Annotated in this window: 23 protein-coding genes; 13 read left to right on the top strand and 10 right to left on the bottom strand. The window is 73.0% G+C overall.

The annotated features are described in order from the left end of the window. The first annotated feature begins 48 nt into the window (after positions 1-48). Positions 49-1,524: an MFS transporter gene (locus ACFU7Y_RS10885; RefSeq protein ID WP_380767453.1), complete on the top strand. Its 1,476-nt coding sequence runs from the start codon at positions 49-51 to the stop codon at positions 1,522-1,524. Positions 1,525-1,593: 69 nt separating this feature from the next. Here ACFU7Y_RS10885 and ACFU7Y_RS10880 read toward each other — a convergent pair whose 3' ends face one another. Both ACFU7Y_RS10880 and ACFU7Y_RS10875 read right to left on the bottom strand, forming a co-directional pair. Next, complete coding sequence (locus ACFU7Y_RS10880) at positions 1,594-1,878, bottom strand: DUF2087 domain-containing protein (protein WP_224276879.1); 285 nt, start codon at positions 1,876-1,878, stop codon at positions 1,594-1,596. Positions 1,879-1,946: 68 nt separating this feature from the next. Continuing rightward, a complete protein-coding gene (locus tag ACFU7Y_RS10875) occupies positions 1,947-2,588 on the bottom strand; it encodes an HhH-GPD-type base excision DNA repair protein (RefSeq protein ID WP_224276881.1) in 642 nt (213 codons plus the stop codon). Positions 2,589-2,853: 265 nt separating this feature from the next. Here ACFU7Y_RS10875 and ACFU7Y_RS10870 point away from each other — a divergent pair, with 265 nt between their 5' ends. The 4 genes from ACFU7Y_RS10870 (at position 2,854) to ACFU7Y_RS10855 (ending at position 7,449) form a co-directional block, all read left to right on the top strand. Continuing rightward, positions 2,854-3,201 (top strand): DoxX family protein, encoded by a 348-nt coding sequence (locus ACFU7Y_RS10870; RefSeq protein ID WP_224276883.1) that lies wholly within the window; start codon positions 2,854-2,856, stop codon positions 3,199-3,201. A 213-nt stretch (positions 3,202-3,414) separates the two neighbouring features. Continuing rightward, on the top strand, positions 3,415-5,955 hold the full coding sequence (locus tag ACFU7Y_RS10865; protein WP_380767445.1) for a germacradienol/geosmin synthase: 2,541 nt from the start codon (positions 3,415-3,417) through the stop codon (positions 5,953-5,955). A 138-nt stretch (positions 5,956-6,093) separates the two neighbouring features. Next, positions 6,094-6,891 carry a VOC family protein gene (locus ACFU7Y_RS10860; RefSeq protein ID WP_224285134.1) on the top strand — a complete coding sequence of 266 codons (798 nt, stop codon included), beginning with the start codon at positions 6,094-6,096 and terminating at the stop codon, positions 6,889-6,891. Positions 6,892-6,939: 48 nt separating this feature from the next. Then, on the top strand, positions 6,940-7,449 hold the full coding sequence (locus tag ACFU7Y_RS10855) for a DinB family protein (protein WP_224285133.1): 510 nt from the start codon (positions 6,940-6,942) through the stop codon (positions 7,447-7,449). Between the two features lie 27 nt (positions 7,450-7,476). Here ACFU7Y_RS10855 and ACFU7Y_RS10850 read toward each other — a convergent pair whose 3' ends face one another. Further along, a complete protein-coding gene (locus ACFU7Y_RS10850; RefSeq protein WP_224285132.1) occupies positions 7,477-8,166 on the bottom strand; it encodes a helix-turn-helix transcriptional regulator in 690 nt (229 codons plus the stop codon). A 211-nt stretch (positions 8,167-8,377) separates the two neighbouring features. Between ACFU7Y_RS10850 and ACFU7Y_RS10845 the strand changes: the two genes are divergently transcribed. Both ACFU7Y_RS10845 and ACFU7Y_RS10840 read left to right on the top strand, forming a co-directional pair. Continuing rightward, positions 8,378-9,706, top strand: a complete 1,329-nt coding sequence (locus ACFU7Y_RS10845) for a hypothetical protein (RefSeq protein ID WP_380767442.1) — start codon at positions 8,378-8,380, stop codon at positions 9,704-9,706. Further along, a complete protein-coding gene (locus tag ACFU7Y_RS10840) occupies positions 9,703-10,476 on the top strand; it encodes an isocitrate lyase/phosphoenolpyruvate mutase family protein (RefSeq protein WP_380767440.1) in 774 nt (257 codons plus the stop codon). Before ACFU7Y_RS10845 ends, ACFU7Y_RS10840 begins: the two co-directional genes overlap by 4 nt. A 30-nt stretch (positions 10,477-10,506) precedes the next feature. Here the strand turns inward: ACFU7Y_RS10840 and ACFU7Y_RS10835 are convergent, their stop codons facing one another. Beyond that, positions 10,507-11,271, bottom strand: a complete 765-nt coding sequence (locus ACFU7Y_RS10835) for a TetR/AcrR family transcriptional regulator C-terminal domain-containing protein (protein ID WP_224278687.1) — start codon at positions 11,269-11,271, stop codon at positions 10,507-10,509. 253 nt (positions 11,272-11,524) lie between these two features. Here ACFU7Y_RS10835 and ACFU7Y_RS10830 point away from each other — a divergent pair, with 253 nt between their 5' ends. Continuing rightward, the gene (locus tag ACFU7Y_RS10830; protein WP_224278689.1) at positions 11,525-13,039 is read left to right on the top strand and encodes an MFS transporter; all 1,515 of its coding nucleotides are present in this window, start codon (positions 11,525-11,527) and stop codon (positions 13,037-13,039) included. Positions 13,040-13,152: 113 nt separating this feature from the next. Continuing rightward, positions 13,153-13,929 (top strand): helix-turn-helix domain-containing protein, encoded by a 777-nt coding sequence (locus ACFU7Y_RS10825; protein WP_224278696.1) that lies wholly within the window; start codon positions 13,153-13,155, stop codon positions 13,927-13,929. On the opposite strand, the gene ACFU7Y_RS10820 is transcribed toward ACFU7Y_RS10825, so the two are convergent. The 4 genes from ACFU7Y_RS10820 to ACFU7Y_RS10805 form a co-directional block, all read right to left on the bottom strand. Continuing rightward, complete coding sequence (locus ACFU7Y_RS10820; protein ID WP_224278698.1) at positions 13,872-14,273, bottom strand: VOC family protein; 402 nt, start codon at positions 14,271-14,273, stop codon at positions 13,872-13,874. The two genes, ACFU7Y_RS10825 and ACFU7Y_RS10820, sit on opposite strands and share 58 nt — an antisense overlap. 59 nt (positions 14,274-14,332) lie before the next feature. Continuing rightward, on the bottom strand, positions 14,333-14,536 hold the full coding sequence (locus tag ACFU7Y_RS10815) for a hypothetical protein (RefSeq protein WP_380767437.1): 204 nt from the start codon (positions 14,534-14,536) through the stop codon (positions 14,333-14,335). Next, complete coding sequence (locus tag ACFU7Y_RS10810) at positions 14,533-15,480, bottom strand: caspase family protein (RefSeq protein WP_380767435.1); 948 nt, start codon at positions 15,478-15,480, stop codon at positions 14,533-14,535. Before ACFU7Y_RS10810 ends, ACFU7Y_RS10815 begins: the two co-directional genes overlap by 4 nt. A 497-nt stretch (positions 15,481-15,977) precedes the next feature. Continuing rightward, positions 15,978-17,186, bottom strand: coding sequence for a hypothetical protein (locus ACFU7Y_RS10805; RefSeq protein ID WP_380767433.1), 1,209 nt, complete (start codon positions 17,184-17,186; stop codon positions 15,978-15,980). Between the two features lie 511 nt (positions 17,187-17,697). Here ACFU7Y_RS10805 and ACFU7Y_RS10800 point away from each other — a divergent pair. From ACFU7Y_RS10800 to ACFU7Y_RS10790, 3 genes are all read left to right on the top strand, one after another. Further along, positions 17,698-18,888, top strand: coding sequence for a PP2C family protein-serine/threonine phosphatase (locus tag ACFU7Y_RS10800; RefSeq protein WP_224278704.1), 1,191 nt, complete (start codon positions 17,698-17,700; stop codon positions 18,886-18,888). 190 nt (positions 18,889-19,078) lie between these two features. Further along, positions 19,079-19,513, top strand: a complete 435-nt coding sequence (locus tag ACFU7Y_RS10795) for a DUF5994 family protein (protein WP_380767431.1) — start codon at positions 19,079-19,081, stop codon at positions 19,511-19,513. Between the two features lie 56 nt (positions 19,514-19,569). Beyond that, on the top strand, positions 19,570-19,815 hold the full coding sequence (locus tag ACFU7Y_RS10790; protein ID WP_224278708.1) for a hypothetical protein: 246 nt from the start codon (positions 19,570-19,572) through the stop codon (positions 19,813-19,815). A gap of 323 nt (positions 19,816-20,138) precedes the next feature. Here ACFU7Y_RS10790 and ACFU7Y_RS10785 read toward each other — a convergent pair whose 3' ends face one another. Both ACFU7Y_RS10785 and ACFU7Y_RS10780 read right to left on the bottom strand, forming a co-directional pair. Next, entirely contained in the window at positions 20,139-21,407 is a 1,269-nt protein-coding gene (locus ACFU7Y_RS10785) for an ATP-binding protein (protein ID WP_224278709.1), read from the bottom strand. 304 nt (positions 21,408-21,711) lie between these two features. Continuing rightward, complete coding sequence (locus ACFU7Y_RS10780) at positions 21,712-22,113, bottom strand: DUF5994 family protein (RefSeq protein WP_224278711.1); 402 nt, start codon at positions 22,111-22,113, stop codon at positions 21,712-21,714. 123 nt (positions 22,114-22,236) lie between these two features. Between ACFU7Y_RS10780 and ACFU7Y_RS10775 the strand changes: the two genes are divergently transcribed. Next, on the top strand, positions 22,237-22,560 hold the full coding sequence (locus ACFU7Y_RS10775) for a hypothetical protein (RefSeq protein WP_224278713.1): 324 nt from the start codon (positions 22,237-22,239) through the stop codon (positions 22,558-22,560). Positions 22,561-22,659 lie beyond the last annotated feature (99 nt).

Raw genomic sequence — 22,659 nt, 5'->3', positions numbered from 1 at the left:
GGCGTGGAGAAGAGCGTCGTGGACGTGGAGAAGAAAGAGGAGTACGGAATGAGCACCCCGGCAGCGGACCGGCGGAGGTGGATCGCGCTGACGATCGTGATGGTCGCCTCCTTCATGGACCTGGTGGACGTCACCATCGTCAACATCGCCATCCCGAGCATCCAGCAGGACACCGGTGCCTCGTTCGGCGCCATCCAGTGGGTCACCGGCGGCTACGCGCTGGCCTTCGCGATCGGGCTGATCACCGGCGGCCGGCTGGGCGACATCCACGGCCGCAAGCGGGTGTTCCTGATCGGGATCGGCGGCTTCACGCTGGCCTCGGCGCTGTGCGGGCTGGCCTCCGGCCCGGAGATGCTGGTCGCGACCCGGCTGCTCCAGGGCGGGACGGCGGCGCTGATGGTGCCGCAGGTGCTGTCGATCATCCACGCGACCTTCCCGGCGGAGGAGCGCGGCAAGGTGTTCGGCCTGTTCGGCGCGGTGGTCGGGCTGGGCGCGGTCTCCGGTCCGATGATCGGTGCGCTGCTCACCGAGTGGGACCTGTTCGGTCTGGCCTGGCGCCCGATCTTCCTGATCAACCTGCCGGTCGGCATCGCCGGGCTGTTGCTCGGCCGCCGGTTCATCGACGAGTCGAAGGCCGACCAGGCGCTGAAGCTGGACCTGGTGGGCGTGGCGCTGGCCAGCCTCGGCCTGCTGATGCTGATCTACCCGCTGACGCACGGCCGGGAGGCCGGCTGGCCGCTGTGGGGCTACCTGTCGATGGCCGGGAGCCTGCCGGTGTTCGCGCTGTTCGTGGCGTACGAGAAGGTCAAGACACGGCGGGACGGCTCGCCGCTGGTGGAGCTGGCGCTGTTCCGGGTGAAGTCCTTCGCGGCCGGGATCTGCGTGCAGCTGGCCTTCGGCGTGGCGCTCGGCATCTACTTCCTGGTCTGGACCCTCTACATGCAGGTGGGGCTGGGCTGGAGCCCGCTCAAGGCCGGTGCGACCGGCATCCCGTTCTCCATCGCGGTCTCCACGGCGGCCGGGCTGTCGGTGCAGAAGCTGGTGCCGCGGTTCGGGCGGAAGGTGCTCCAGAGCGGCGCGCTGGTGATGGCGGCGGGCGTGCTCGTCTACATCTGGGAGGCGGACCGGTACGGGACGGCGATCACGGCCTGGCAGATGGCGCTGCCGCTGGTGGTGATGGGCCTCGGGATGGGGCTGATCGTCGCGCCGATCACCGACGCGGTGCTGTCGGAGGTGCCGCGTGAGCACGCCGGTTCGGCGTCCGGGCTGATCAATACCGTGCAGCAGGTGGGCAACGCGCTCGGGCTCGGCCTGGTGTCGGTGGCCTTCTTCGGGGCGATGGACGACGTGGTCGCGCCGGAGGCGGTCGGAGCGGCCTTCGGCGGGGCCTTCGTGCACGCGATGTGGTGGGTCGCGGGGGTGCTGCTCGCGGTGTTCCTGCTGATGTTCGCGCTGCCGCGCAAGCGGGGTGCGGCGGTTGAGGACGCCGCACCGGAGCGGGAGTCCGAGGCTGTCCTGGTCTGACGTCCTTGCTGTGGTCGAGGGCCTTGGTCGCGCTGCGCGGCCGGGGCCCTCGGTGCGTGGGCGGTACGCCTACGCGGGGGTGCCGACCCGCTGGTAGCTGCTGCCGTCCTTCGGGCGGGCCAGGTGCCCGGCCTCGACCAGGTAGCGGCGCAGGGCCGGGACGTCGTCGTGCACGGTGCGCAGGGCGTCGTTGACCTCGGCCTCGGTGTAGCTGCGGCCCGGCTCGAACAGGGTCTCTGCGAGGTGGGCCAGCAGCTGCTCCCGGCGGGCCGCCTTGCGGGGGACGGCGATCAGGCGGCCGTCGGGGGCGAAGAGGGCGGACACGCTGCGGGCGGCGGGGGTGGTTGCGGTCATGCCGGAAGCGTCACCCGGTGGGGTGGGGCGGGGCAATCGGTTTTCGCGGCTGTGGTCCGCCCGTAGCCTCAGCGGGCGCCGCTGGTGGCGGCGGTGGCTGTCCGGGAGGTGGTGCGGGGCTTGGCGGCGGCCTTCGCCTCCTTCGCGGCGCGCTTCATCTCCTGCTTGAACTCCCGTACCAGGTCCAGGGATTCGGGGCCGGTGATGTCGGCGACCGAGCGGTGCGTGCCCTCCTCGCCGTACACCCCGGCCGCCTCGCGCCAGCCCTCGGGCCGCACCCCGTACTGCTTGCCGAGCAGGGCCAGGAAGATCTGCGACTTCTGCTTGCCGAAGCCGGGCAGGGCGTTGAGCCGGCTGAGCAGTTCCTTGCCGGTGCGGACGTTCTTCCACAGCGCGGCGGCGTCGCCGTCGTACTGCGCGACGAGGAACTGGCAGAGCTGCTGAACCCGTTTGGCCATCGCGGCCGGGTAGCGGTGGACCGCGGGCTTCGCGGAGAGGAGCGCGACGAACTCCTCCGGGTTGTAGGTGGCGATCTCGTGGGCGTCCAGATCGTCGCGGCCGAGGCGCTGGGCGATGGTCAGCGGGCCGGTGAACGCCCACTCCATCGGGACCTGCTGGTCCAGCAGCATGCCGACGAGCGCGGCGAGCGCACTCCGTCCGAGCAGTTCGTCGGCCTCGGGCTGCTGTGCTAGCCGAACAGTGGCGTCCATGGACTTGCCCTCCTCGGAGTTGACGTCGGGTCGGCGCCCAGTCTGGTGGAAGCGGCGTTGGCGCAGGCGGTCAACACGCCCGTAGCCGGGGAAGTCTTGTCTGTTCAACGCCTTGTCAGAGCTGCATTGTTCGTTGGCGGAGTGGGTTGGCGGAGGCTGCGGCGGGTCGTCGCGGACAATTTTTTGCCCGCGCCTGTCACATCCGCCGGGTGCCCCGGGTCAGGGGAGTGTCGAACCGAACAGCCATCGAATGGGGAGCACTCCAATGTCCGTCGCCCACACCGTCGTCACCGTCCTCGGCGCCCTCATGGTCGGCTTCTCGGCCTACTCCGTCTTCGCCGGCGCCGAGTACGTCGTGAAGCCCCTCGCCGACTACGGCGTTCCGCGCGCCTGGTGGACCTGGCTCGGCGTCGCCAAGGCGGCCGGCGCCCTCGGCCTGCTGGCCGGCCTCGTCGTCCCGGCCGTCGGCTACGCGGCCGCGGTCGGCGTGGTCCTCTACTTCCTCGGCGCCGTCATCACCGTCGTCCGCGCCCGCGCCTACGCCCACGTCCCCTTCCCCCTCGTCTACCTGGCCCCCGCCGCTGCCTCCCTCGCCCTCGGCCTCGCGTCCTGAGGCCGGGCCCCGGCCTCCGCGGCCTTCGAATCCCCGGTGCGCGTGGGGGCGGACGTGGGGGCGTGCGGGGCGCGGGAGAGCGCTCGGCCGGGTGGGTGATATCGCGTGAAGGCGGCGAGTCATTTCATATGACTGTTTCTGTTGTGCCGGTGCAGCGAACTGACGGCGGGTCATTCTTGGTCCAATCGACGCGTCCAGAAAGGCTCGCCCGCCGTGACCCAGCCGTTCGAACTGCCGTCCTTCTACGTGCCGCACCCGGCGCGGCTCAACCCCCATCTGGACGAGGCGCGAGCCCATTCCACCGCCTGGGCCCGGGAGATGGGGATGCTGGAGGGTTCCGGAATCTGGGATCAGGCCGACCTGGAGGCCCACGACTACGGCCTGCTCTGCGCGTACACCCATCCCGACGCATCCGCCGAGGCACTGTCACTGGTCACCGACTGGTACGTGTGGGTCTTCTTCTTCGACGACCACTTCCTCGACATGTACAAGCGCACCAACGACCGCGAGGCGGGCAAGGCCCACCTCGACCGGCTGCCGCTGTTCATGCCGGCCGACCCGGCCGCCGAGCTGCCCGAGCCGGAGAACCCGGTCGAGGCGGGCCTGGCCGACCTGTGGCGGCGCACCGTGCCGGCGATGGGCGAGGACTGGCGGGTCCGCTTCGCCGAGAGCACCCGGAACCTGCTCAACGAGTCGCTCTGGGAGCTCGCGAACATCAACGAGGGCCGGGTGGCCAACCCGGTCGAGTACATCGAGATGCGCCGCAAGGTCGGCGGCGCGCCCTGGTCCGCGCAGTTGGTCGAGTACGCCGCCGGTGCCGAGGTGCCCAAGGAGGTGTCGGGTTCGCGGGCGCTGCGGGTGCTGATGGACGCCTTCTCCGACGGGGTGCACCTGCGCAACGACATCTTCTCGTACCAGCGGGAAGTGGAGGACGAGGGCGAGCTGAGCAACGGGATCCTGGTGCTGGAGCGGTTCCTGGAGTGCTCCACCCAGGAGGCCGCCGAGGCGGTCAACGACCTGCTCACCTCGCGGCTCCAGCAGTTCGAGAACACCGTGTTCACCGAACTGCCGGTGCTGTTCGCGGAGACCGGGCTCGACCCGGCGGGCCGCGCCCGGGTGATGGCGTACGTCAAGGGCCTCCAGGACTGGCAGTCCGGCGGGCACGAGTGGCACCTGCGCTCCAGCCGGTACATGAACGGCGGTGGGGCGGCGGCGGGTTCGGGCGGTTCCGGCGGAGCGGTGGTACCCGGCTCGGGCGGCGCTCCGGCGGGGCTGCCGGGCGGGTCCGGGGGCGGTAACTGGTGGGACCAGTACGCGATCGGCGGCATCGGCACCTCGGCGCTGGACATCCTGCGCAGCACGGCCGCGGGGGCCCCGGCGGCCTCGGCGGAGAAGGGCGTGGCGTCGGCGGCCGGGGGCGCTGCGGGCCCGGCGGGGCGGAGGGCGCGGTCGTACAGCCACGTGCCGTACCAGGCCGTCGGGCCCTCCCTGCTGCCCGAGTTCAAGCTGCCGTACGAGCTCCGGCTGAGCCCCCACCTGGACGGCGCCCGGGAGCGCGTGGTCGAGTGGGCGGAGCGGATGGGACTGCTGGCGGTGGAACCGGGCGTTCCCGCGTCCGGCATCTGGGACGCCGAGTCGACGCGCGACTACGACCTCCCGCTCTGCGCGGCCGGCATCCACCCGGACGCCACGGCCGACCGACTCGACATCGCGTCGGCGTGGCTGCTCTGGGGCACCTGGGCCGACGACTACTACCCCCGGGCCTTCGGGCACACCCGTGACCTGGGCGGCGCCAAGGCCGCCAACGCACGGCTGTCGCTGTTCATGCCGGTGGACGGCACCCCCGCACCGGAACCCGTCAACGCGCTGGAGCGCGGCCTCGCCGACATCTGGGAGCGCACCGCCGGCCCGATGGCCGTCGAGGCCCGGGCCCGGTTCCGGGTGGCGGTCGAGGCGATGCTGGACAGCTGGATCTGGGAGCTGGCCAACCAGATCCAGAACCGGATTCCGGACCCGGTGGACTACCTGGAGATGCGCCGCTCCACCTTCGGCTCCGAGCTCACCACGAGCCTCTCCCGACTCGGCCACGGGGACACCGTGCCGCAGGAGGTGTACGACCACGGCTCGATGCGCGCGCTGGAGAACTCCGCGATGGACTACGCGTGCATGATGAACGACCTCTTCTCGTACCAGAAGGAGGTCGAGTACGAGGGCGAGCTGCACAACGCCGTCCTGGTGGTGCAGAACTTCTTCAACTGCGACTACGAGTCGGCGGTCCGGATCGTCGACGACCTGATGCACTCGCGGCTGGGCCAGTTCCGGCACGTCGCACAGAAGGAACTCCCGGTCATGTACGAGGACTTCGGGCTGGAACAGGAGGCCAGGGAGCTGCTCGACGGGTACGTGGGAGAACTGGAGAACTGGCTCGCGGGCATCCTGAGCTGGCACGAGGGCTGTCTTCGGTACGGGACGGCCGACCTGGAACGGCACTTCGGCGCGGGACGGGACCTGGCGGTGGCCTCGCAGGCCCGGCGGACGGCCGCCGCGGCCGCCGACGAGGCTCCGACGGCTCCCACCGTGCCGGTCGTCCCGACGGTGCCGGTGCCCGCGGTGCCGCCGTTGCCCGTCCCCGGCCCCGAGCGGGCCCCGGAGCCCTCGGCGGCCGTCCTGACCGGTGTGCTGCCGCTCGGCCCGACCGGCCTGGGCACGGCCTCGCTGCGGCTGCCGCCGGGCGGGACGGTGCCGCGGCAGTGAGCCGCTGACGGAGTGCCCCCGCGCGGGTCCGTCCCGCTCCATCCCGCGCGGGGGCGCCGCGTCGTGGCTAGGCTGGCGAGCCGGGGACCGTCGTGCGCCCTCCGGCGCGCGCACTTCGCCACACACGAGGGCAGAGAGATGGCTGCGCTACCTGAGGGCACACCCTGTTGGGCCGACGCGATGTTCACCGATCTGGAGGGCGCGAAGGCCTTCTACGGCGACGTGCTGGGCTGGACCTTCGGTGAGAGTTCGTCGGAGTTCGGCAACTACACCCGGGCGTACTCGGACGGCAGGGCGGTCGCCGCGATCGTGCCGCCGATGCCCGGCGTGGAGGCCCAGTCCGCCTGGTGCCTGTACCTGGCCTCGCCGGACGCCGCCGCCACTGCGGCGCGGATCCGCGCCAACGGCGGTGAGGTGCTCATGGGGCCGACGCAGATCGGTGACTTCGGCACGATGGTGATCGCCAGGGACCCGGCCGGCGTGGTGTTCGGCGTCTGGCAGGCAGGCCGGTACGAGGGCTTCGAGCAGCAGGGCGAGCCCGGCGCGTACAGCTGGGCCGAACTGGTGACCCGCGAGCCCGCGAAGGCCGACGCCTTCTTCCCCGCGGTCTTCCCGTACGGCGTGACGAGGATGGACTCCGAGGAGTTCGACTACCGGATGTTCCGGGTCGGCGACCGGCCGGTGCTGGGCCGGATGGGAGCGGAGGGCGTCCTGCCGCCCGAGGCGCCCTCGTACATCAGCGTCTACTTCGCGGTGGACGACACCGACGCGGCGATCGGGCGGCTGACGGCGCGCGGCGGCACGGTGTACTTCGGGCCGATGGACAGCCCGTTCGGCCGGTTCGCGGCGGTCGGCGACCCGCAGGGCGCGGCCTTCGGGCTGATCGACCTCGGACGGACGGTCGGCGAGCAGCCGAAGACGGTGGACGTCTCATGACACGGCGGGCGGCAGACCGGCCGACCCGGAAGGCGGGGGAAGTGGCCCATGGGTGAGCGCGAGGAACTCGTCGAGACGCTCGACAAGCACCGCGGACTGCTGCGGCACACCGTCCGGGACCTCACCGACGAGCAGGCGGCCCGGCGCACCACGGTCAGCGAGCTGAGCCTCGGCGGCCTGATCAAGCACGTGGCGGCGGCCGAGGCACGCTGGGGGCGGTTCATGACCGGCGGCGCCGAGGCGATGCGGGGCCGGGACGGGCAGCACGGCCCCGACAACGCGGACGCCTGGGCGGCCCAGTTCCGGATGGTGGAGGGCGACACCCTGGCCGGGCTGCTCGCCGAGTACGAGCGGGTGGCCCGTGGGACGGACGAGCTGGTCCGGACCCTGCCCGACCTCGACCTCGCCCATGAGCTGCCGTCCGCGCCCTGGTTCCCGCCGGGTACGGCCTGGTCGGTCCGGCGGGTGCTGCTGCACCTGATCGCCGAGACCGCGCAGCACGCCGGGCACGCCGACATCGTCCGGGAGTCGCTGGACGGGGCGAAGTCGATGGGCTGAGCGGCGCCGACGATGGCCGGAGCGCCGTCAGGGCAGCTCCACGCCGAGGAGTTCGCGCAGCACCCGACTGCCGTCCGGGGTGACCCGAAGGGCCCGTCCGGAGCCGATCCGCTCCACCCAGGCGCGGTCCAGGGCGGCCCGGCAGAGTGCCGCGCCCAGCGCCCCGCCCAGGTGGTTGCGGCGCTCCGTCCAGTCCAGGCAGCTGCGCACCACCGGGCGCCCGCCCCGGCGGCCCGCGCGCGGCGGCAGCTCGATCGCCTGCGCGGCCAGCCAGTCCCGCCCGAGCCCGGTGACGGCCAGCCCGCCCTCCTCGGTGACCAGGCCGCGGGCGAGCAGCGCGTCGGACACGGCCACGCCGAGGCGCCCGGCCAGGTGGTCGTAGCAGGTGCGGGCGCGGGCCTCGGCGCTCAGCCGGGTGGCCTCGCCCAGGTTGCGGGGCGCGGTGGCGGGGCCGGACTCGGCGAAGGCGGTGAGGTCCTCGATCAGCGTGGCCACCGCGGGCGTGGCCAGTCGGACGTACCGGTGCCGGCCCTGCCGCTCCTCGGCCAGCAGCCCGCCCGCGATCAGCCGGGACAGGTGCTCGCTGGCCGTGGACGGCGCGACGCGCGCGTGCCGGGCCAGCTCACCGGCGGTCCAGGCGCGGCCGTCGAGCAGCGCGGTGCAGATGGCGGCGCGGGTGGGGTCGGCGAGCAGGGCGGCGAAGGCGGCGAGCGTCATGCCTCCATGGTCGGGGCGCGGGGGCGTGTCCGTGAGCGCACGGAGGGCCGCGTTCGGGGGCCGGGTCGCGTCCGGGGACGGGGCCGCGTACGGGGGGCGGGGCGGTCGAAGCGGCGGAGCCGCGTGGGGGAGCGGAGCCGGGGACATGCCTCCAGGGTCGCCCCGGCACGGTTCGGCCGGCGCCGAAACGACCCGGGGCCACGATGACGGCATGAGCGAAACCACGGTGGCCTCCGACCCCGCGACCACGACCTTCTCCCGCTACGACGACGTCACGGCGGCCCTGGCCGACCCGGCGCTGGTCCCGCCGCCCGCCGCGCCCGGCGCCACCCCCGGCACGGTGGCCTGGCTGCGGTCCGCCGTCGCCCGGTTCAGCTCGGGCGAGCCGCACGCCCGGCGCCGGGCGCTGGTGCTGGCCGACCTGGAGCGGTTGGACCCGGCCCGGCTGCGGGTGGCCGCGGCCGGCGGCTTCGAGCCAGACGTCCGGCTGCGGGTGGTCCGGGTGCTCGCGGCGGAGCTGGGCCTGGCCGACCCGGAGGCCGTGGCGCGGGACGTCGCGACGGTGGCCCGGGCGTACTTCGCCGACACGCCGGACGACCCGGCGGCGGACGCGGCGGTGGCCCGGCTGCTGCCCGCGATGGGGGACCGGGACGAGGAGACGGCCGCGAACCGGATCGGCCTGCTCGTCCAGGCCTGCGACGCCACCGCCGCGCTGGTCGAGGGCGCCCGCCGGCACGAGGACGGGCCGGCCGGGGTGCTGCGCACGGACCCGCCGCTCAAGGCGATGCGCCGGCTCGCGGCCCGGGCGACCGAGGTCGGCGGGGTCGCGGTACCGACCGGGACGCAGGTCCTGCTCGACATCGCGGCCGCCCAGGCCGGGGCACCGGAGGGCGTCGCGCTCACCTTCGGCGCCCCGCCCCGGAGTTGCCCGGGACGTTCGCAGGCCATGGTCATCGCCGAGGGCATCCTGTACGGCGCCTCCGATCCGGCGGACACCGGGACACCGCCGGCGCCGGACCTCGACAAGACCGAACTCGCCGCCCTGGTACCGGAGATGGTCGACCACGTGCTCACGCTGGCGGCCGGCTGGACGGCCTGGGACGGCCGCCCGATCGTCAACGCCGACGGCCGAACCTACGCTCCGCACAAGGTGGTTCGCCGCATCACCGACCATCTCCTGGACCACCTGGCCGAGTTGGACGCCCGACTGGCCGGCGAGCCGACCGAGCCCGACCACTGGCACGCCTCCAACGTCACCACCCCGGCCGACCTCGCCCCGTTCACCACCGCCGACCTGGACGAGGCCCGCAGCCGGCTGACCCGGCTGGCCGGGATCTGGTCCCGGCGGGTCGCCGCGCTTCCGGACGGGCGACTGGACGACTCGCCGGGGGCGGGCTGGAGCTTCCGGCAGATCGTCTGCCACGTCTCCGGGGCCGGGTACTACTACGCGGACTCGGTCGGGAGCCTGGCGGGCGCGGCCGGCTGCCCGGCGGACGCGACCGGAAACCTCACGAACGAGCCGATGGAGACGACCCGATGACCCCCTTCGCCGCCCTGCACCACCGGCCCGGCCGCCCGCTGCTGCTCCCCAACGCCTGGGACCACGCCTCGGCCGTCGCCCTCGCCGCCCAGGGTCACCCCGCGATCGGCACCACCAGCCTGGGTGTGGCAGCCGTCGCCGGGCTGCCCGACGGCGCCGCCGCCACCCGCGCGGAGACCGTACGGCTGGCGCGCCGGCTCGGGCGTGGCGGCTTCCTGCTCAGCGTCGACGCGGAGTCCGGGTTCAGCGACGACCCGGACGAAGTCGCCGAGCTGGCCGTGGAGTTGGCGAAGGCGGGAGCGGTCGGCATCAACCTGGAGGACGGCCGGGCGGACGGCACGCCGACCCCGTCCGCCCGTCACGCCGCGAAGATCGCGGCGGTGAAGGCGGCCGTGCCGGAGCTGTTCGTGAACGCCCGCACCGACACCTACTGGTGCGGCCGGGGCGCCCCCGAGGCGGAGACGCTCCGGCGCCTGGATGCCTACCAGCGGGCGGGCGCGGACGGGGTGTTCGTCCCCGGGTTGACCGATCCGGCGGCCATCGGCCGGCTGGTCGGCGTGCTCGCCGTCCCGCTCAACATCCTCTGGACGCCGACCGGCCCGGGCCTCGCCGAGCTGGCCGGGCTCGGGGTGGCCCGGGTCAGCCTGGGCTCGCTGCTGTACCGCGCGGCCCTGGCGGCGGGGGTGGCCACGGCGGCGGCCGTCGCGGCGGGCGAGCCGGTCGGCCCGGTGCCCGGGTACGCGGAAGTGCAGGCGCTCAGCGGGGGCTGAGCACGTCCCGGGTGGGCCGACCGTCCGGGCTCAGCCCTCGCGGCGGGCGGCCCGGGACGCCTCGATCCCGTCCAGGATGACGTTGACGCCACGGGCGAAGCTGCTGTCCCGGCCCGCGGCGACCTCGTCCGGAACCTCGGTGGTGTACAGCCGGTGCAGCAGCGGGAACTCCTTGGTGGCCTCGATGACGGTGGGCAGGAGCTGGTTCATCCACTCCTGCTCGTCCTGGCCGCTGCGGGCCAGCGAGGTCACCCAGGAGGCCTCCACGCAGGCGGTTCCGATGGTGTAGCCCATGACCGCGCTCATCGCGTCGTTCGCCTCGCCGATCTCGAAGCCGGCCGTGTTCATCACGGCCAGCTGGGCCTCGGAGAGCCGCATCCAGTTGGGGCCGAGGTAGATCATCCCGACGTCGCCGATCACGGACACCATCCAGGGGTGGCGCATGACGGCCGCGCGCACGCTCTCGGCGCACTCCATGACCTTCGCGCGCCAGACCTCCGGGTCCTCGGAGCCCTCGGCCTCGGTCAGCGGGAGGGCGCCGAAGACCTGGTCGACGACCAGGGCGAGCAGCTCGTCCTTGTTGGCGACGTGGGTGTAGAGCGAGGTCGCGCCGGCGTTCAGCCGGGCGGCGAGCTTGCGCATGCTCAGCGCCTCGATGCCGTCGGAGTCCAACAGCGCGAAGGCCTCGGCGACGATCTGCTCGCGGCTGAGGGTGGGCTGCTCCCGCCGTCGCTGGGGCCGGTTCCACAGCGTCGGGATGCCCGGGGTCGTACCGTCCTCTGATTTGGCCGCCATCGGGCCCTCCTCACCAATCGTCCGGACCCGGTCCGGTCCGGCGCAGCTCGCCACACGGATGCGAACAGTGTACGGCGCCACGAACAGCGTGCGGAGGTCGAACGGCGTACGGCGTTGCGAACAGTGTGCGGCATCCGTACAGTGTTCGGAGCGGCGCACACCGTACCCCCTGGGGACGGAGGGCGGTGTGCCCGCGACGACTTCCGCGCGGCCACAGCCCGCGTCCGATCCGAAGCTCGAAGGGGGAAACGCCGTGGAACGTCATCCGCAGCGCTGGCTCATTCTGGTCGTGCTCTGTCTCAGCAGCCTGGTGCTGGTGATCGACAACATGGTGCTCACGGTGTCCGTCCCGCCGATCGCGGAGGACCTCAAGGCCGGGGCGCAGGACATCCAGTGGATCATCGACTCGTACATCCTGGTCTTCGCCGGCCTGCTGCTCACCTCGGGCAGCCTCTCCGACCGCTTCGGACGACGGAAGGTGATGGTCGTCGGACTGGCGCTGTTCGGCGCCGCCTCGCTGGTCGCGGCGTACGCCGGAAGCCCCGGTGAGCTGATAGCCGGGCGCGTCCTGATGGGCGTCGGCGGCGCGCTGGTCATGCCGAGCACGCTCTCCATCCTGATCACCGTCTTCGACGACGAGGAGCGCCCGAAGGCGATCGCCGCCTGGACCGCGGTGGCCATGATCGGCCTGGTCGGCGGTCCGGTGCTGGGCGGCGCGCTGATCGCGCACTTCTGGTGGGGCGCGGTCTTCCTGCTCAACGTGCCGGTCGCGGCGGTCGCCATCGTCGCCGCGATGGTGCTGATGCCCGAGTCCAAGGGGCCGTGGCGGCGTCCCGACCTGCCGGGCATGGTGCTGTCGATGATCGGCATGACGGCGCTGGTCTGGTCGATCATCGTGCTGCCCCGGGACGGCTTCACCAGCGTGAGCACCCTCGGCGCGCTCCTCCTCGCGGTGGCCGCACTGGCCGGCTTCGCCGTCCGGCAGGTCCGCACCGACTCGCCGATGGTCCCGCTCAACCTGTTCCGCAACCGGGTCTTCACCGGCGCCAGCTTCTCGCTCGTCCTGCTGACCTTCGCCACCGGCGGGCTGATGCTGGTCCTCACCCAGCACCTCCAGTTCGTGCTGGAGTTCTCGCCCACCGACACCGGACTCGCCTTCATCCCGCTGGCCATCGCCTCGCTGGTGTTCAACGCGCTGGGTGCGGTGCTCGGCAAGAAGGTCCCGGCGCGGGTGCTCACCTCGATCGGCATGCTGATCATCACGGGCGGCTTCGGGCTGCTGGCCACCCTGTCGGTCGGCGACGGCTTCACCAAGGTCGGCCTGGCCATGCTGGTGCTCGGCATCGGCTCCGGCCTCGGCATGCCGGCCGCCGCCAACGCGCTGATGGGTGCCATCCCCAGCGAGCACGCCGGCGTCGGCTCGGCGCTCAACGACACCATCCAGCAGTCCGGCGCGGCGCTCGGCGTGGCCATCCTCGGCACCGTGCTCTCCAGCACCTACACCGGCGCGATGCCCGACGCCGCCCCCGAGGCCGCCCGCCACGACATCACCGGCGCGCTCGCGGTGGCCCGCTCCACCGGGGACGGCGGACTGGTCTCGGCCGCCCGGGAGGCGTTCAACACCGCCACCTCCACCACCTTCACGGTGGGCGGCATCGCGGTCGTCGCGGCCGCGGTGCTCACCCTGGTGCTGATGCGCGACGGCCGGAAGACTGCCGGTGCGGGGGGCGACGCTCCGGTGGCGCCGGAGGCCGAGCCGGTCGCCTGAGCCCCCGCCCGTCCGGTCCGACGTCTCTGACACCCCCGTTGGCCCCGGTTGCCTGGTGCAGCCGGGCCAACGGCGTTCGCGCGCCCCCGTCCCGCGGCGCGTAGCCTCGCGTCATGGAATCGTCCTCGCCGTACCTGGAGCGCGCGTCCCGGCTGCCCGGTGCGGTCGTGTGGACGAAGCAGGCCCTCGGGCGTACGGACGCCGCCCAGGCCGGGCCCGTTCTGCCCGACGGCTGCATGGACCTGCTGTGGACACAGGGGCGGCTCCTGGTCGCCGGACCGGACACCCGCGCCTTCCGCCCCGGCCCCGGGCTGCGCGGCCCGTGGGCCGGCGTACGCTTCCGGCCCGGCGCCGCCCCCGCGTTGCTCGGCGTACCCGCACACGAACTACGGGACCGCCGGGTCGAGTTGGCCGACCTGCGGCCCGCCGCCGAAGTCAGGCTCCTGACCGAACGCATCGACGCGGCCCCCGACCCGGCCGCCGCACTGGAGGCCCTGGCCCTGCGCCTGGCGGCCGAGGCCCGGCCCGAGGACCCGCTGATCCGCTCGGTGGCCGCCTCGCTCGCCGCCGGACGGTCCGTCGCCGCGACGGCCGCGACGGTCGGCCTCGGCGCGCGCCAACTCCACCGCCGCTCACTGGCCGCCTTCGGCTACGGCCCCAAGACCCTCGCCCGGATCCTGCGCATGCAGCGCGCCCTGGCGCTCGCCCGCTCCGGCGTCCCGCCGGCCGAGACGGCGGCCCTGGCCGGCTATGCGGACCAGGCCCACCTGGCCCGCGACGTACGGCAGTTGGCGGGCATGCCGATGACGGCGCTGCTGCTCGGCCAGGTCCTCTACAGGGGCGCGAGCAGGTCCACCCCGTTGCCGTCCGGATCGTGCACCACGGCGTAGCGCTGCCCCCAGAAGGCGTCCCAGGGCTTCAACTCCCCGTGGTACCCGGCGCCGGTCAGCTCCTCGTACAGCGCGTCCACCTGCGCGGGGCTCGCGCAGCGGAACGCCAGCGCGGCCCGCGTGCCGCGGCTCGGCGGCTGCCAGGAGGGGTGGAACGACCGGATGGTGGCCTCGGTGTCGAGCACCAGGAGCGGCCCGCCCGGCAACTCGGCCTCGACGTGCGCCTCACCCTCGGCCCCCTCGGCGAACCCCACCCCCAACCGCCGGTAGAAGGCGACCGAGGCGGCCATGTCCGAAACGGCCAGCCCGACGAAGGCGAACTGCGGTGCAGGTGTGCTGTTCATGCCCGCCACGCTAGGCGGCACCGGGACGTCTGGTCTTGAACGAATCGGACACCGGCGGATCAGTCGACGCCGAGGCGCCTGCACCAGTTCGGGGGCAGCTGGGGGCGCAGGAAGACGACCCCCTGCTGGGTGCCGACGGCCAGGTCGAGGCACGGGCTCCCGGGAAGGGCGGTGAGCGAGGTGACGAGGGCGGGCAGCGGGGCGGACCACACCTTCTCGCAGCTGGGCAGGTGGCACAGGGCCACACCGTGCTCGTCGCTCACGGCCACCAGAGTACGGCGGACTTGCCGGAGCCCGGATCGGCGGTCACCACGAGGATGCCGGGGCCCTCCTCTCCGGCGAGGTGGTCACGTCCCCTCCGGAGGGCGCGTTCCCGCCCGGTGAAGTACGACCCGGAGTCGTAGACCTGTTCGACGCCGCGCCCCCGCGGTTCGAAGTGCGAGGCGAGGTCGGCGGAACCCGCGTCGGTGCACCCTTCCCCGGTGACCTCGGCCTGCGGGTCGAACAGCGGGTTCGGGAAGAACGGCGGCGGCTCCGACTGGTCCACGGACGAGCAGGCGGCCCGCTGCCTGAGCCCGGAGGCCACGAAGGACTGGTTGACCCGGTCGGCGATGGTGCCCGGGGACAGGTGGCGCTGCGATGCTCCGTCACCCTGGCGGTAGGCCTTGGCGAGTTCGGAGACGAAGGCGCCGTCCACGGCGGTGTCGCGATGGCGCGCGGAGGCCAGCAGCCAGGTGCCCGAGCCGAGTTCGTCACCGCGTCCCCGCCCGGCCACGACGGTGTCGGTCACCGCGCCGAGCCCGGCCCCGGCCGCCGCGGCGTGGCAGGCGTCGATGACGAACAGCACGTTGCGCAGGGGGGATTCGGCGACGACCTCGGCCAGGTTGGGGAGGGACAGCCAGGAGCGGGGCCGGCCGTGGGTGCTGTCCGCACACGCCAGCCGGTACTGGTTGGTGGCGGACCGGGAGCCGTGTCCGGCGTAGTACACGACGAGTACGTCATCGGCGGTGAGCCCGGGGCTCTGGCACCAATCGGACAGGGCGTCCTCGAAGTCCGCCGATGCGGGATCGTGGGAGACGGAGGCCAGCACCCGCTGGTACCCCATCGACGCGAAGAGCCCGACAACTCCGTCGACGTCCTGGTGCACCAGAGGCAGCTCCGGCTCCTCCACGTAGTGGCGAGTGCCCGCCGCGATGAGGTAGCGCATCAGCGCACCTCCGACGCGGCGCACCGGGCCGAGTCCTCGCCCGGGTGCCGCCCGCTCACCCCGTGCACACAGACGACCGCGCTCAATTCCCCTCCCGAGTGTGGGGGACAAGCCTACGACCGGACCGGGCCCCGGACTCCGACCGAACGGGGACCGGGGCCGGCGGCACGGCACCGGTGCCGGACGGGGGCGAAGTCGCCGGCAGGTGTGGTTCCGGGCTGCGCCCGCAGGCGGCCCGGTTCGGCGGAGGTCGCGAGCACGGCGGAGGTCGCGAGCACGGCGAAGGCCCGGGCCGCGTGATGCGGTCCGGGCCTTCGATCAAGGCGGGGGCACGAGCTTCGAACTCGTGAGGGGTTGCCCCCGGCACGCTCCCCGACACGCTCCCTGGGAGCGTCCGCCGAGGTTCGCATGTGTCCTGGCCTGCGCCGGAGTGAACCGCTTGCCGTGGTTGGGTACCGCCGAACGGCAGGTCGCGAACCCCGGGCACAGGTCGGTGCTCAGCCGCCGCCGTAGGTGCTCTGGGTGACGGCGAAGACGTTGCGTCCGCCCGTGGTTTCCTGCAGCGACCACAGCAGGTCGGGGTCGGTGGCGTCCTCCCAGTAGGAGAGGCTCTCGCCGCCGCCCACCCAGGCGAAGGTGGACGGGCCTGCGGTCGGGGTCCAGTAGTAGAGCTTCTTCTGCCCCGAGGAGTTGAACCACCACCGGCCGTTGTGGGAAGCCACGCCGTTGAGGTTGTACCAGGGCAGTTGGAGGGCCTGACTGGCGGTCGTCGTCGCGGCGAACGTCGTCGCCCCGGGTGCGAACGGGAAGCGGACGGCCCTCGGCGGGCGGTTGGGGTAGCTGGTGCAGCCCGACTGGCAGGTGTACTCCGTCATCACGGCCGACCTGCTGACCCGGTCGAGGGAGATCGACGACCACACCAGGGCGTTGCCGGACGTCGTCTGCGACGTGACCGTGCCGATCTGGGGCAGCACGTAGGCGTAGTTGTGGGCGTAGTAGACGGTGTCGGACTGACGGCCGATCTGGTCGGCAGTGCCGCCGGTGTCGGTGTTGAGGATCTTGCGCATGTCGAAGACGCGCATGCCGCGCCCGGTGTCGGCGACGTAGAGGTAGTCGCCGTACCAGGAGACGCCGCCGGCGTGGATCGGGATGTCCTTGAAGTCCGGCGCCGCCGCGGTGCCGGTCGGCTCCACCAGGAGGATCTTGCGGTAGGTGTTGGGGTAGGTGGCGTCCCAGTCGACCAGGGTGATCCGACTGCGCTGCTGGGCGCCGTCGCAGCCGTCCTTGGTGTACCAGCTCACCAGCACGAGCTGATGGCCGTCGTAGTTGCCGCTGTTCGCGGTCCCCACGGCGTCCCGGCTCGTCGTGATTCCCTGCGGGAAGCTCTGGCAGTCGGAGTTGTCGCCGTCGTCGAACCGGAAGCCGGTGGACAGTCCGCCGACGGAGAACGACGCGGGGAGCGCCTGCCGGGTGTGGTTCGCGTTCTCCATCACCGTGTGCACGGCAGAGGTCCCCAGTGCCGTGACGAGGGCCGAGTCGAGCGTGTCGAACTTGTGGTAGTCCGCGGTGAGGGTGTACTCGGACGCGGGCAGGTCCGTCGGTGCCGCAGCGGCCGCCGCCGGCGATGCGCCGACGAGCGCGCCGGTGATGAGCAGGCCGGCTGCGAGTAGTGTTCGTGCCGCGGTTCTGACGTGACGGATGATCAAGACGAGCCACCTCCACGTGAACGGATCAACGGTCACTCACGCTAGGGGCGTTTTGAGCATGTCCGCAACACCCCGGGGGAGCCGGAGCGGGTCCCGAAGCCGCCGCCGGTGCCGGTGGGAGCCGACGCGGCGCCCACTCCTCCGTGCCGGCCCCTTCTGGGGCGCGGCCGCTTGCCGTCGGCCGCGCAGGGTGCGGTCGAGAGGGCCGAACAGTGCGGCCCAGTGGCGTTCCGTCGCCTCGGAGCCGAACTCGGAGGTGTCGGACTGCGGGCAGCCGCGGCCCGCCCCCCGGTGGACCTCGCAGCGGTGGGCGACGCCGGCCCGGCGTCTGCGTTGCCGCCACCGAGCAGGAACTCGGCTCCGATCGGCGCGGTGGTCGCGTGCCGGCCGTTCGGGCGGGGCGTAACGCGCCCCCGTCGGGCGTAATGGGAGGGCCGGTCCGGTGAACCGCACCGGAGTGTCGGGGTCGATCGTGCCCGTGGCGGTGGCACGGGACGGGGAGGATACGGCGGTGAGCAGCGAGCGCCCACTGGATCGGGCTGAGGGTTTTGGCGAACGCCTGCTTGGCGCGCTGCTCGATCAGGCCCACGAGCTGCCGCTCCACCTGATCGCTCCGCTGATCGCCGACGCGGTGACGACGGTCGGCGGCCGTGATCCGGCGCTCCTGCTGCAGGACTACGGCCAGCTGGTGCTGGTACCGCTGCCGGGTCGGGGGCTGACCGCCGGGGAGCCGGTGCCGATCGACGGGTTCCCCGCGGGTGCGGCCTTTCTGCGGGGTCTCCCCGTCGAGGTGTCACAGGCCGGCGGGGTGCGGGTCTACCTGCCCTTGCTGGACGGCGGCGACGAGGTCGGGGTGCTGGCTCTCACGCTCGACACCGTCGATGAGGACGACCGGCGGCTGCTGCGGCGCTTCGCCACCCTGGTCGCTGATCTGCTGGTCACCAGGACCGGCTACACCGACCGGATCTTCCAGGCCCGGCGCACGGAACCGATGAGCGTTGCCGCGGAGATCCAGTGGTCGCTGCTGCCTCCGCTGTCGATGACCGTTCCCCGGGTCGCCGTGGCGGGCATCCTCGAACCGGCTTACCAGGTGGCCGGCGACAGCTTCGACTACGCGCTCAACGACGACGTCCTGCACGTGGCCACGATCGACGCCATGGGTCACGGGCTGGACGCCGCCACCATGGCGACCGTCGCCATCGGCGCGTACCGGCACGCCCGGCGCGCCGACATCGGACTGGCGGAGATCTACGCGTTCATGGACCGGGCCATCGCCGAGCAGTTCGGGCCAGACCACTTCGTCACCGCGCAGATGATGCGCCTGGACACCGTGACCGGCCACCTGCAGTGGGTCAATGCGGGACATCCTCAGCCGCTGCTGATCCGCGACCACGTCGTCGTCGAACGGCTGGAGAGCGCCACCACCCTGCCGGTGGGGTTCGGCGGCGAGAAGCCGGTGATCAGCGAGCGGGCGCTGCGGCACGGCGACCGGGTCCTGTGCTTCACGGACGGACTGGTCGAGGAGCGCGAGGCCGGCGGCGAGCAGTTCGGGGAGGAACAACTCATCGACTGGGTCGACCGCGTCGAGCGGTCGCAGGACGGGGTCAGGGCCGTGGTGCGCGCGCTCTCCCACGTCCTGAAGGAGAAGCGGGGCGGGCGCACGAGCGACGACGCCACCCTGTTCCTGATCGAGTGGCGCTGAGACGCCCGCCGCCGCTGGACCGGTCCGGCAAGGTGCGGAGTACGGTGGGAACACCGGGGCGTCCGAAGCCGCAGTCCGGCGGGTCGCCCGGCGTCAGCGGGCCGGACTTGCGCCCGCGGATAGGTGGCGAGCCATGTCGGACGAGACCGGCGCCTCCCACCCGGGACTGCTGCCGGACCGGTTCCGGCAGGTGGCGAAGCCGGGGACGGTCGTGTTGCGCCTGGAGACCACACAGTCACGCGAGGGTGCGCTCGACGGCGCATGGTGGCCGCACTCACGGGACGTTGGCGCGGAACTGCCCAGTCTGCTCCATGCGTTGACCGAACACCTCGGCCCGATCGCGAGCGTCGGACTGGACACGGACGCCTGGGACGACGTTCCGGCCCGGCTGATGGTCGACGGCCGGTCGGTGCACATCGACCGCTATCCGGTCGGCGACGACACGGTGATCATCACACGGGGCGACCGCGACCACTTCAGCCTGCTCGTCGTCCCCCCGCAGGCGAGCCGGGATGCGGCGCTGGCCGCGATGGCACGCGCGATCGAGGCCGGCGGAACCGACTCGGCACAGCAGATCCTCATCGCCACCGGCATCGGCTCCGAGCCGCCGGCGGAAGCGACCTGAGAGGACCGGCAGCGCGGGCTGGGCTGCTCGGGCAGACAGGAAGGCGGGACGCGGAGATGTCCGTCCACGTGAAACTCTCGGCCGAGGCCCGGGCACCGGCGGAGCCGTCCAAGGGGCCGTTGGACCTGCAGTACGAGGACAGCGCGGACGGCGTCACCTTCGAGTACGACCTGCATCCGAGCGGCGCGCCGCGCGTCCTGCGGGTCTTCGGGACACCTCGCACCGGGGTGGAGGCGGGCTTCGGCCCCGGAGCGTGGCTCCAGGTCGCGGGCACCTACCTGCGGAGCGGCTCCGAGTACTGACGGGGATCCGCTCCGGGCGAACCGCAGGCCGTCGGCGGCGGTTGCCCGGCTGCTCAGCGGTAGCCGGGCGGAGTCCACCGGTCGCGGTTGATCCGTCGTCACGCGAGTGACACACCCGGCCCTGCGGCCGTAGCGGGCGGCTCCCGTCCCGCCGACTACGCGGGTGCCGGCCAGGAGGCGGCCCGGCTGCGGGCGACATCCGCCCGCCTGCCGGCCTCACCGGCGCCGTCGGAGGGAGCTACGGCCGACGGCAGGAAGTCGGAACGCGACTGCGGCCCCTGCGCGTCGCCGCCCGTCGACGGCGGAGGGACGAGGGCGGCCGCTCAGACGCGCCCGTAGCGGACCGCCTGGTCGGCGAACTCCCGGGCCATCTCCTCGGAAACGGTCGGACGGGTGCGGTGGATGGCGTCGAGATAGTCCTGAGTGCTGGGCTGGGTCCGCTCCCCCGTGTCGAGCGTGTGCTCGAACGTGCTCTGGGCGACCGCCATGGCGACCTGCCTGATGTCGGCGGGAGTGAAGCCCTCGCTGGCTTCGGCGAGGACCGCCGTGTCGGCGGCGGTACCCGTTTTCGCCGTGTAGCCGGCCCACAGCGCGTCGCGGGCCGCGGAGTCGGGTGGCCCGACCGGCAGGACGTAGTCGAACCGGCCGTGGCGCAGGAACGCCGGGTCCAGTGCGGCCACCGAGTTGGTGGCGCAGACGAGGAGCCGGCCGTCGCGGTCACGGAACCGCACGATCGACTTGAGGAGTTCGCTGACCACGCCGACCGACGCGGGGGCGGCGATGCTGCGCGTACCGGCGACCTCTTCGACCTCGTCGATGAAGAGCAGCACATGGTCGAGCTGCGCCACCTCCTCGAAGCGGCGGCTGAGTCCGGTGGCCAGCCCGTCCTCGGAGGCGAGCCGGGAGGGGAAGATCTCGATGAACGGCCAGCCGAGCCGACCGGCCACGGCCTTGGCGAACGTGCTCTTGCCCGTACCCGGCGGGCCGAACAGCACGACCGCGCGGGGTGGCTCCACTCCGTGGGCGTCCGCCAGCTCGGGGTTCGCCAGGGGCAGCACCAGTCGCCGTTCGATGAGCCGCTTCTCGTCGGCCATGCCCGTGAGCCGCTCCCAGAGACGGGCTTCGGGCATGACCGCGCCCAGCATCGCCAGGACCGTCGCGCCCTGGGCGCTGACGGCCTCCGACTTCTCGAAGTACGTGAGCCCCCGGTGGGGGCGGAATCCGGAGTTGACCAGTGCGGTGGCGCCGGTCTCCTCATCGGGCAGCAGCGCCGCGACGATCCTGGCGCCGGCGTCCCGCAGACGATGCTCCAGCGCGGACAGCAGGGCGGTGCCCATGCCCAGGTTCCGCCAGGCGGGGTGCAGGGCGACGCGCAGCACCCATGCCCGGTCCCCGTCCACCCGGCCCACCGCCGCGCCCACGAGATGTCCGTCGGCCACCACGACGACGCTCGGATTCCGTGCCTGCAACGCGGCGACCACGTCGGAGAGGCGGAAGACGGCGGCGCGATCCGTGGTGGCACTCTCGGCATCGAGCCGGACCACCGCTTCGAGGTCGTCCGGTGTGAAGTCCCGAACATGCCATACAGCCATACGCCGCTCTCGAACGTCGCGCGCCCCCGACTTCCATCATCGGTCGACGCCGGTGCGGCCGCCCGCCTGGATGAGCGGCGATGACCGGTTCGCGCCGGGGCGGGAATCCGTGGCGGACGCCTCTACGACGCCCGCCTCACCGCCTCGACCGTCCCCCTCCTGTTCGGAGTGTCGGCGTGGACCGCCATGCCGAGGCGGTGCGGTTGACGACGCCGGGCTGCACGGCGGGAGCGCCGTGCAGCCCGGCGGAGAAAACTCGGCCGACGTTCGGCCCGCGGCTCGGCCCGTGGCGGTGCCGGACCGCTCAGCCGACCAGAAGTTCTGCCGCCGGGGTGTGGTTCCCGGTCGCCGAGGCGCCGGCCATCGCCGAGGCGGCCGTCGCCGGGTCGGTGCCGGGCGGTACCACCAGCAGCAGGAAGTGGTCCTGGAAGCCCCGGGTGACGCTGATCGTCGCGTCACTGCCGGCGAACCAGTTGATCCTGATCGTCAGGCCGTTCGCCGCGACGGACCGGGGCACGCCGTCCCAGGCCGTGGTGTCGAGGCCGACCCGGACGATGCGTCCGAAGTGGGCGCCGAGCGCGGTGATCAGGTCCGGCAGTTCGGCGAGGACGTGGTTCGAGCGGGGCCACCAGGCCCCGTCGAAGACGCCCTCCCGCGACATCGTCGGCTCCAGCTCCAGCCGCGGCAGCAGCGGGGTGTCGGGCACCGACCATGGCCCGGAAGAGGAAAAGGTGGGGAAAGGAATCGGCATCATGCGAAGCCGCCCGTCCGGTCCACGAGGGACCCATCACGACCCAGGGCGACGTCGGCGCTGATGCCGGTGTGCGGAATGTCCTCGGTTGTCTGCCTCCCAGGCTACTCCGCCGCGGTCTCCTCCGGGCCGCTCGCCACGGGAGTAGGGCGGCTGGTCACCCGCACCGGACTCCACCCGTTCCTGGCCCGCTCCTGGTGCACCGAGCGGACCACGATCAGCGCCACCTCGCACCAGCGCGGCCCGTTCGCCTGGCCGACTATGGGCCTGGCCCTGGCCGCGCTCGCGATGCGGATCAAGCACCTGGCGGTCCGGCCCGTCGTCGACGAGGACGGCTACATCCTCGGCGTGCTCACTGCGGACCGTGCCACTGGCCTGCTCGCCGTCGCGCCGACTCCGTGAAGCCGTCGGCGCTCCCCGCTGCCCGGTCAGAACCGGCCGGACCGACTGGGGCCAAAACTGAGACCACGACATGACGAAGGCCCGGACCGCCAAGCGGTC

It is taken from the genome of Kitasatospora sp. NPDC057542, assembly GCF_042801945.1.
GTDB lineage: Bacteria > Actinomycetota > Actinomycetes > Streptomycetales > Streptomycetaceae > Kitasatospora.
Note: the sequence above shows the minus strand (reverse complement) of the source record. Positions and strands in the feature narration are given on the sequence as shown.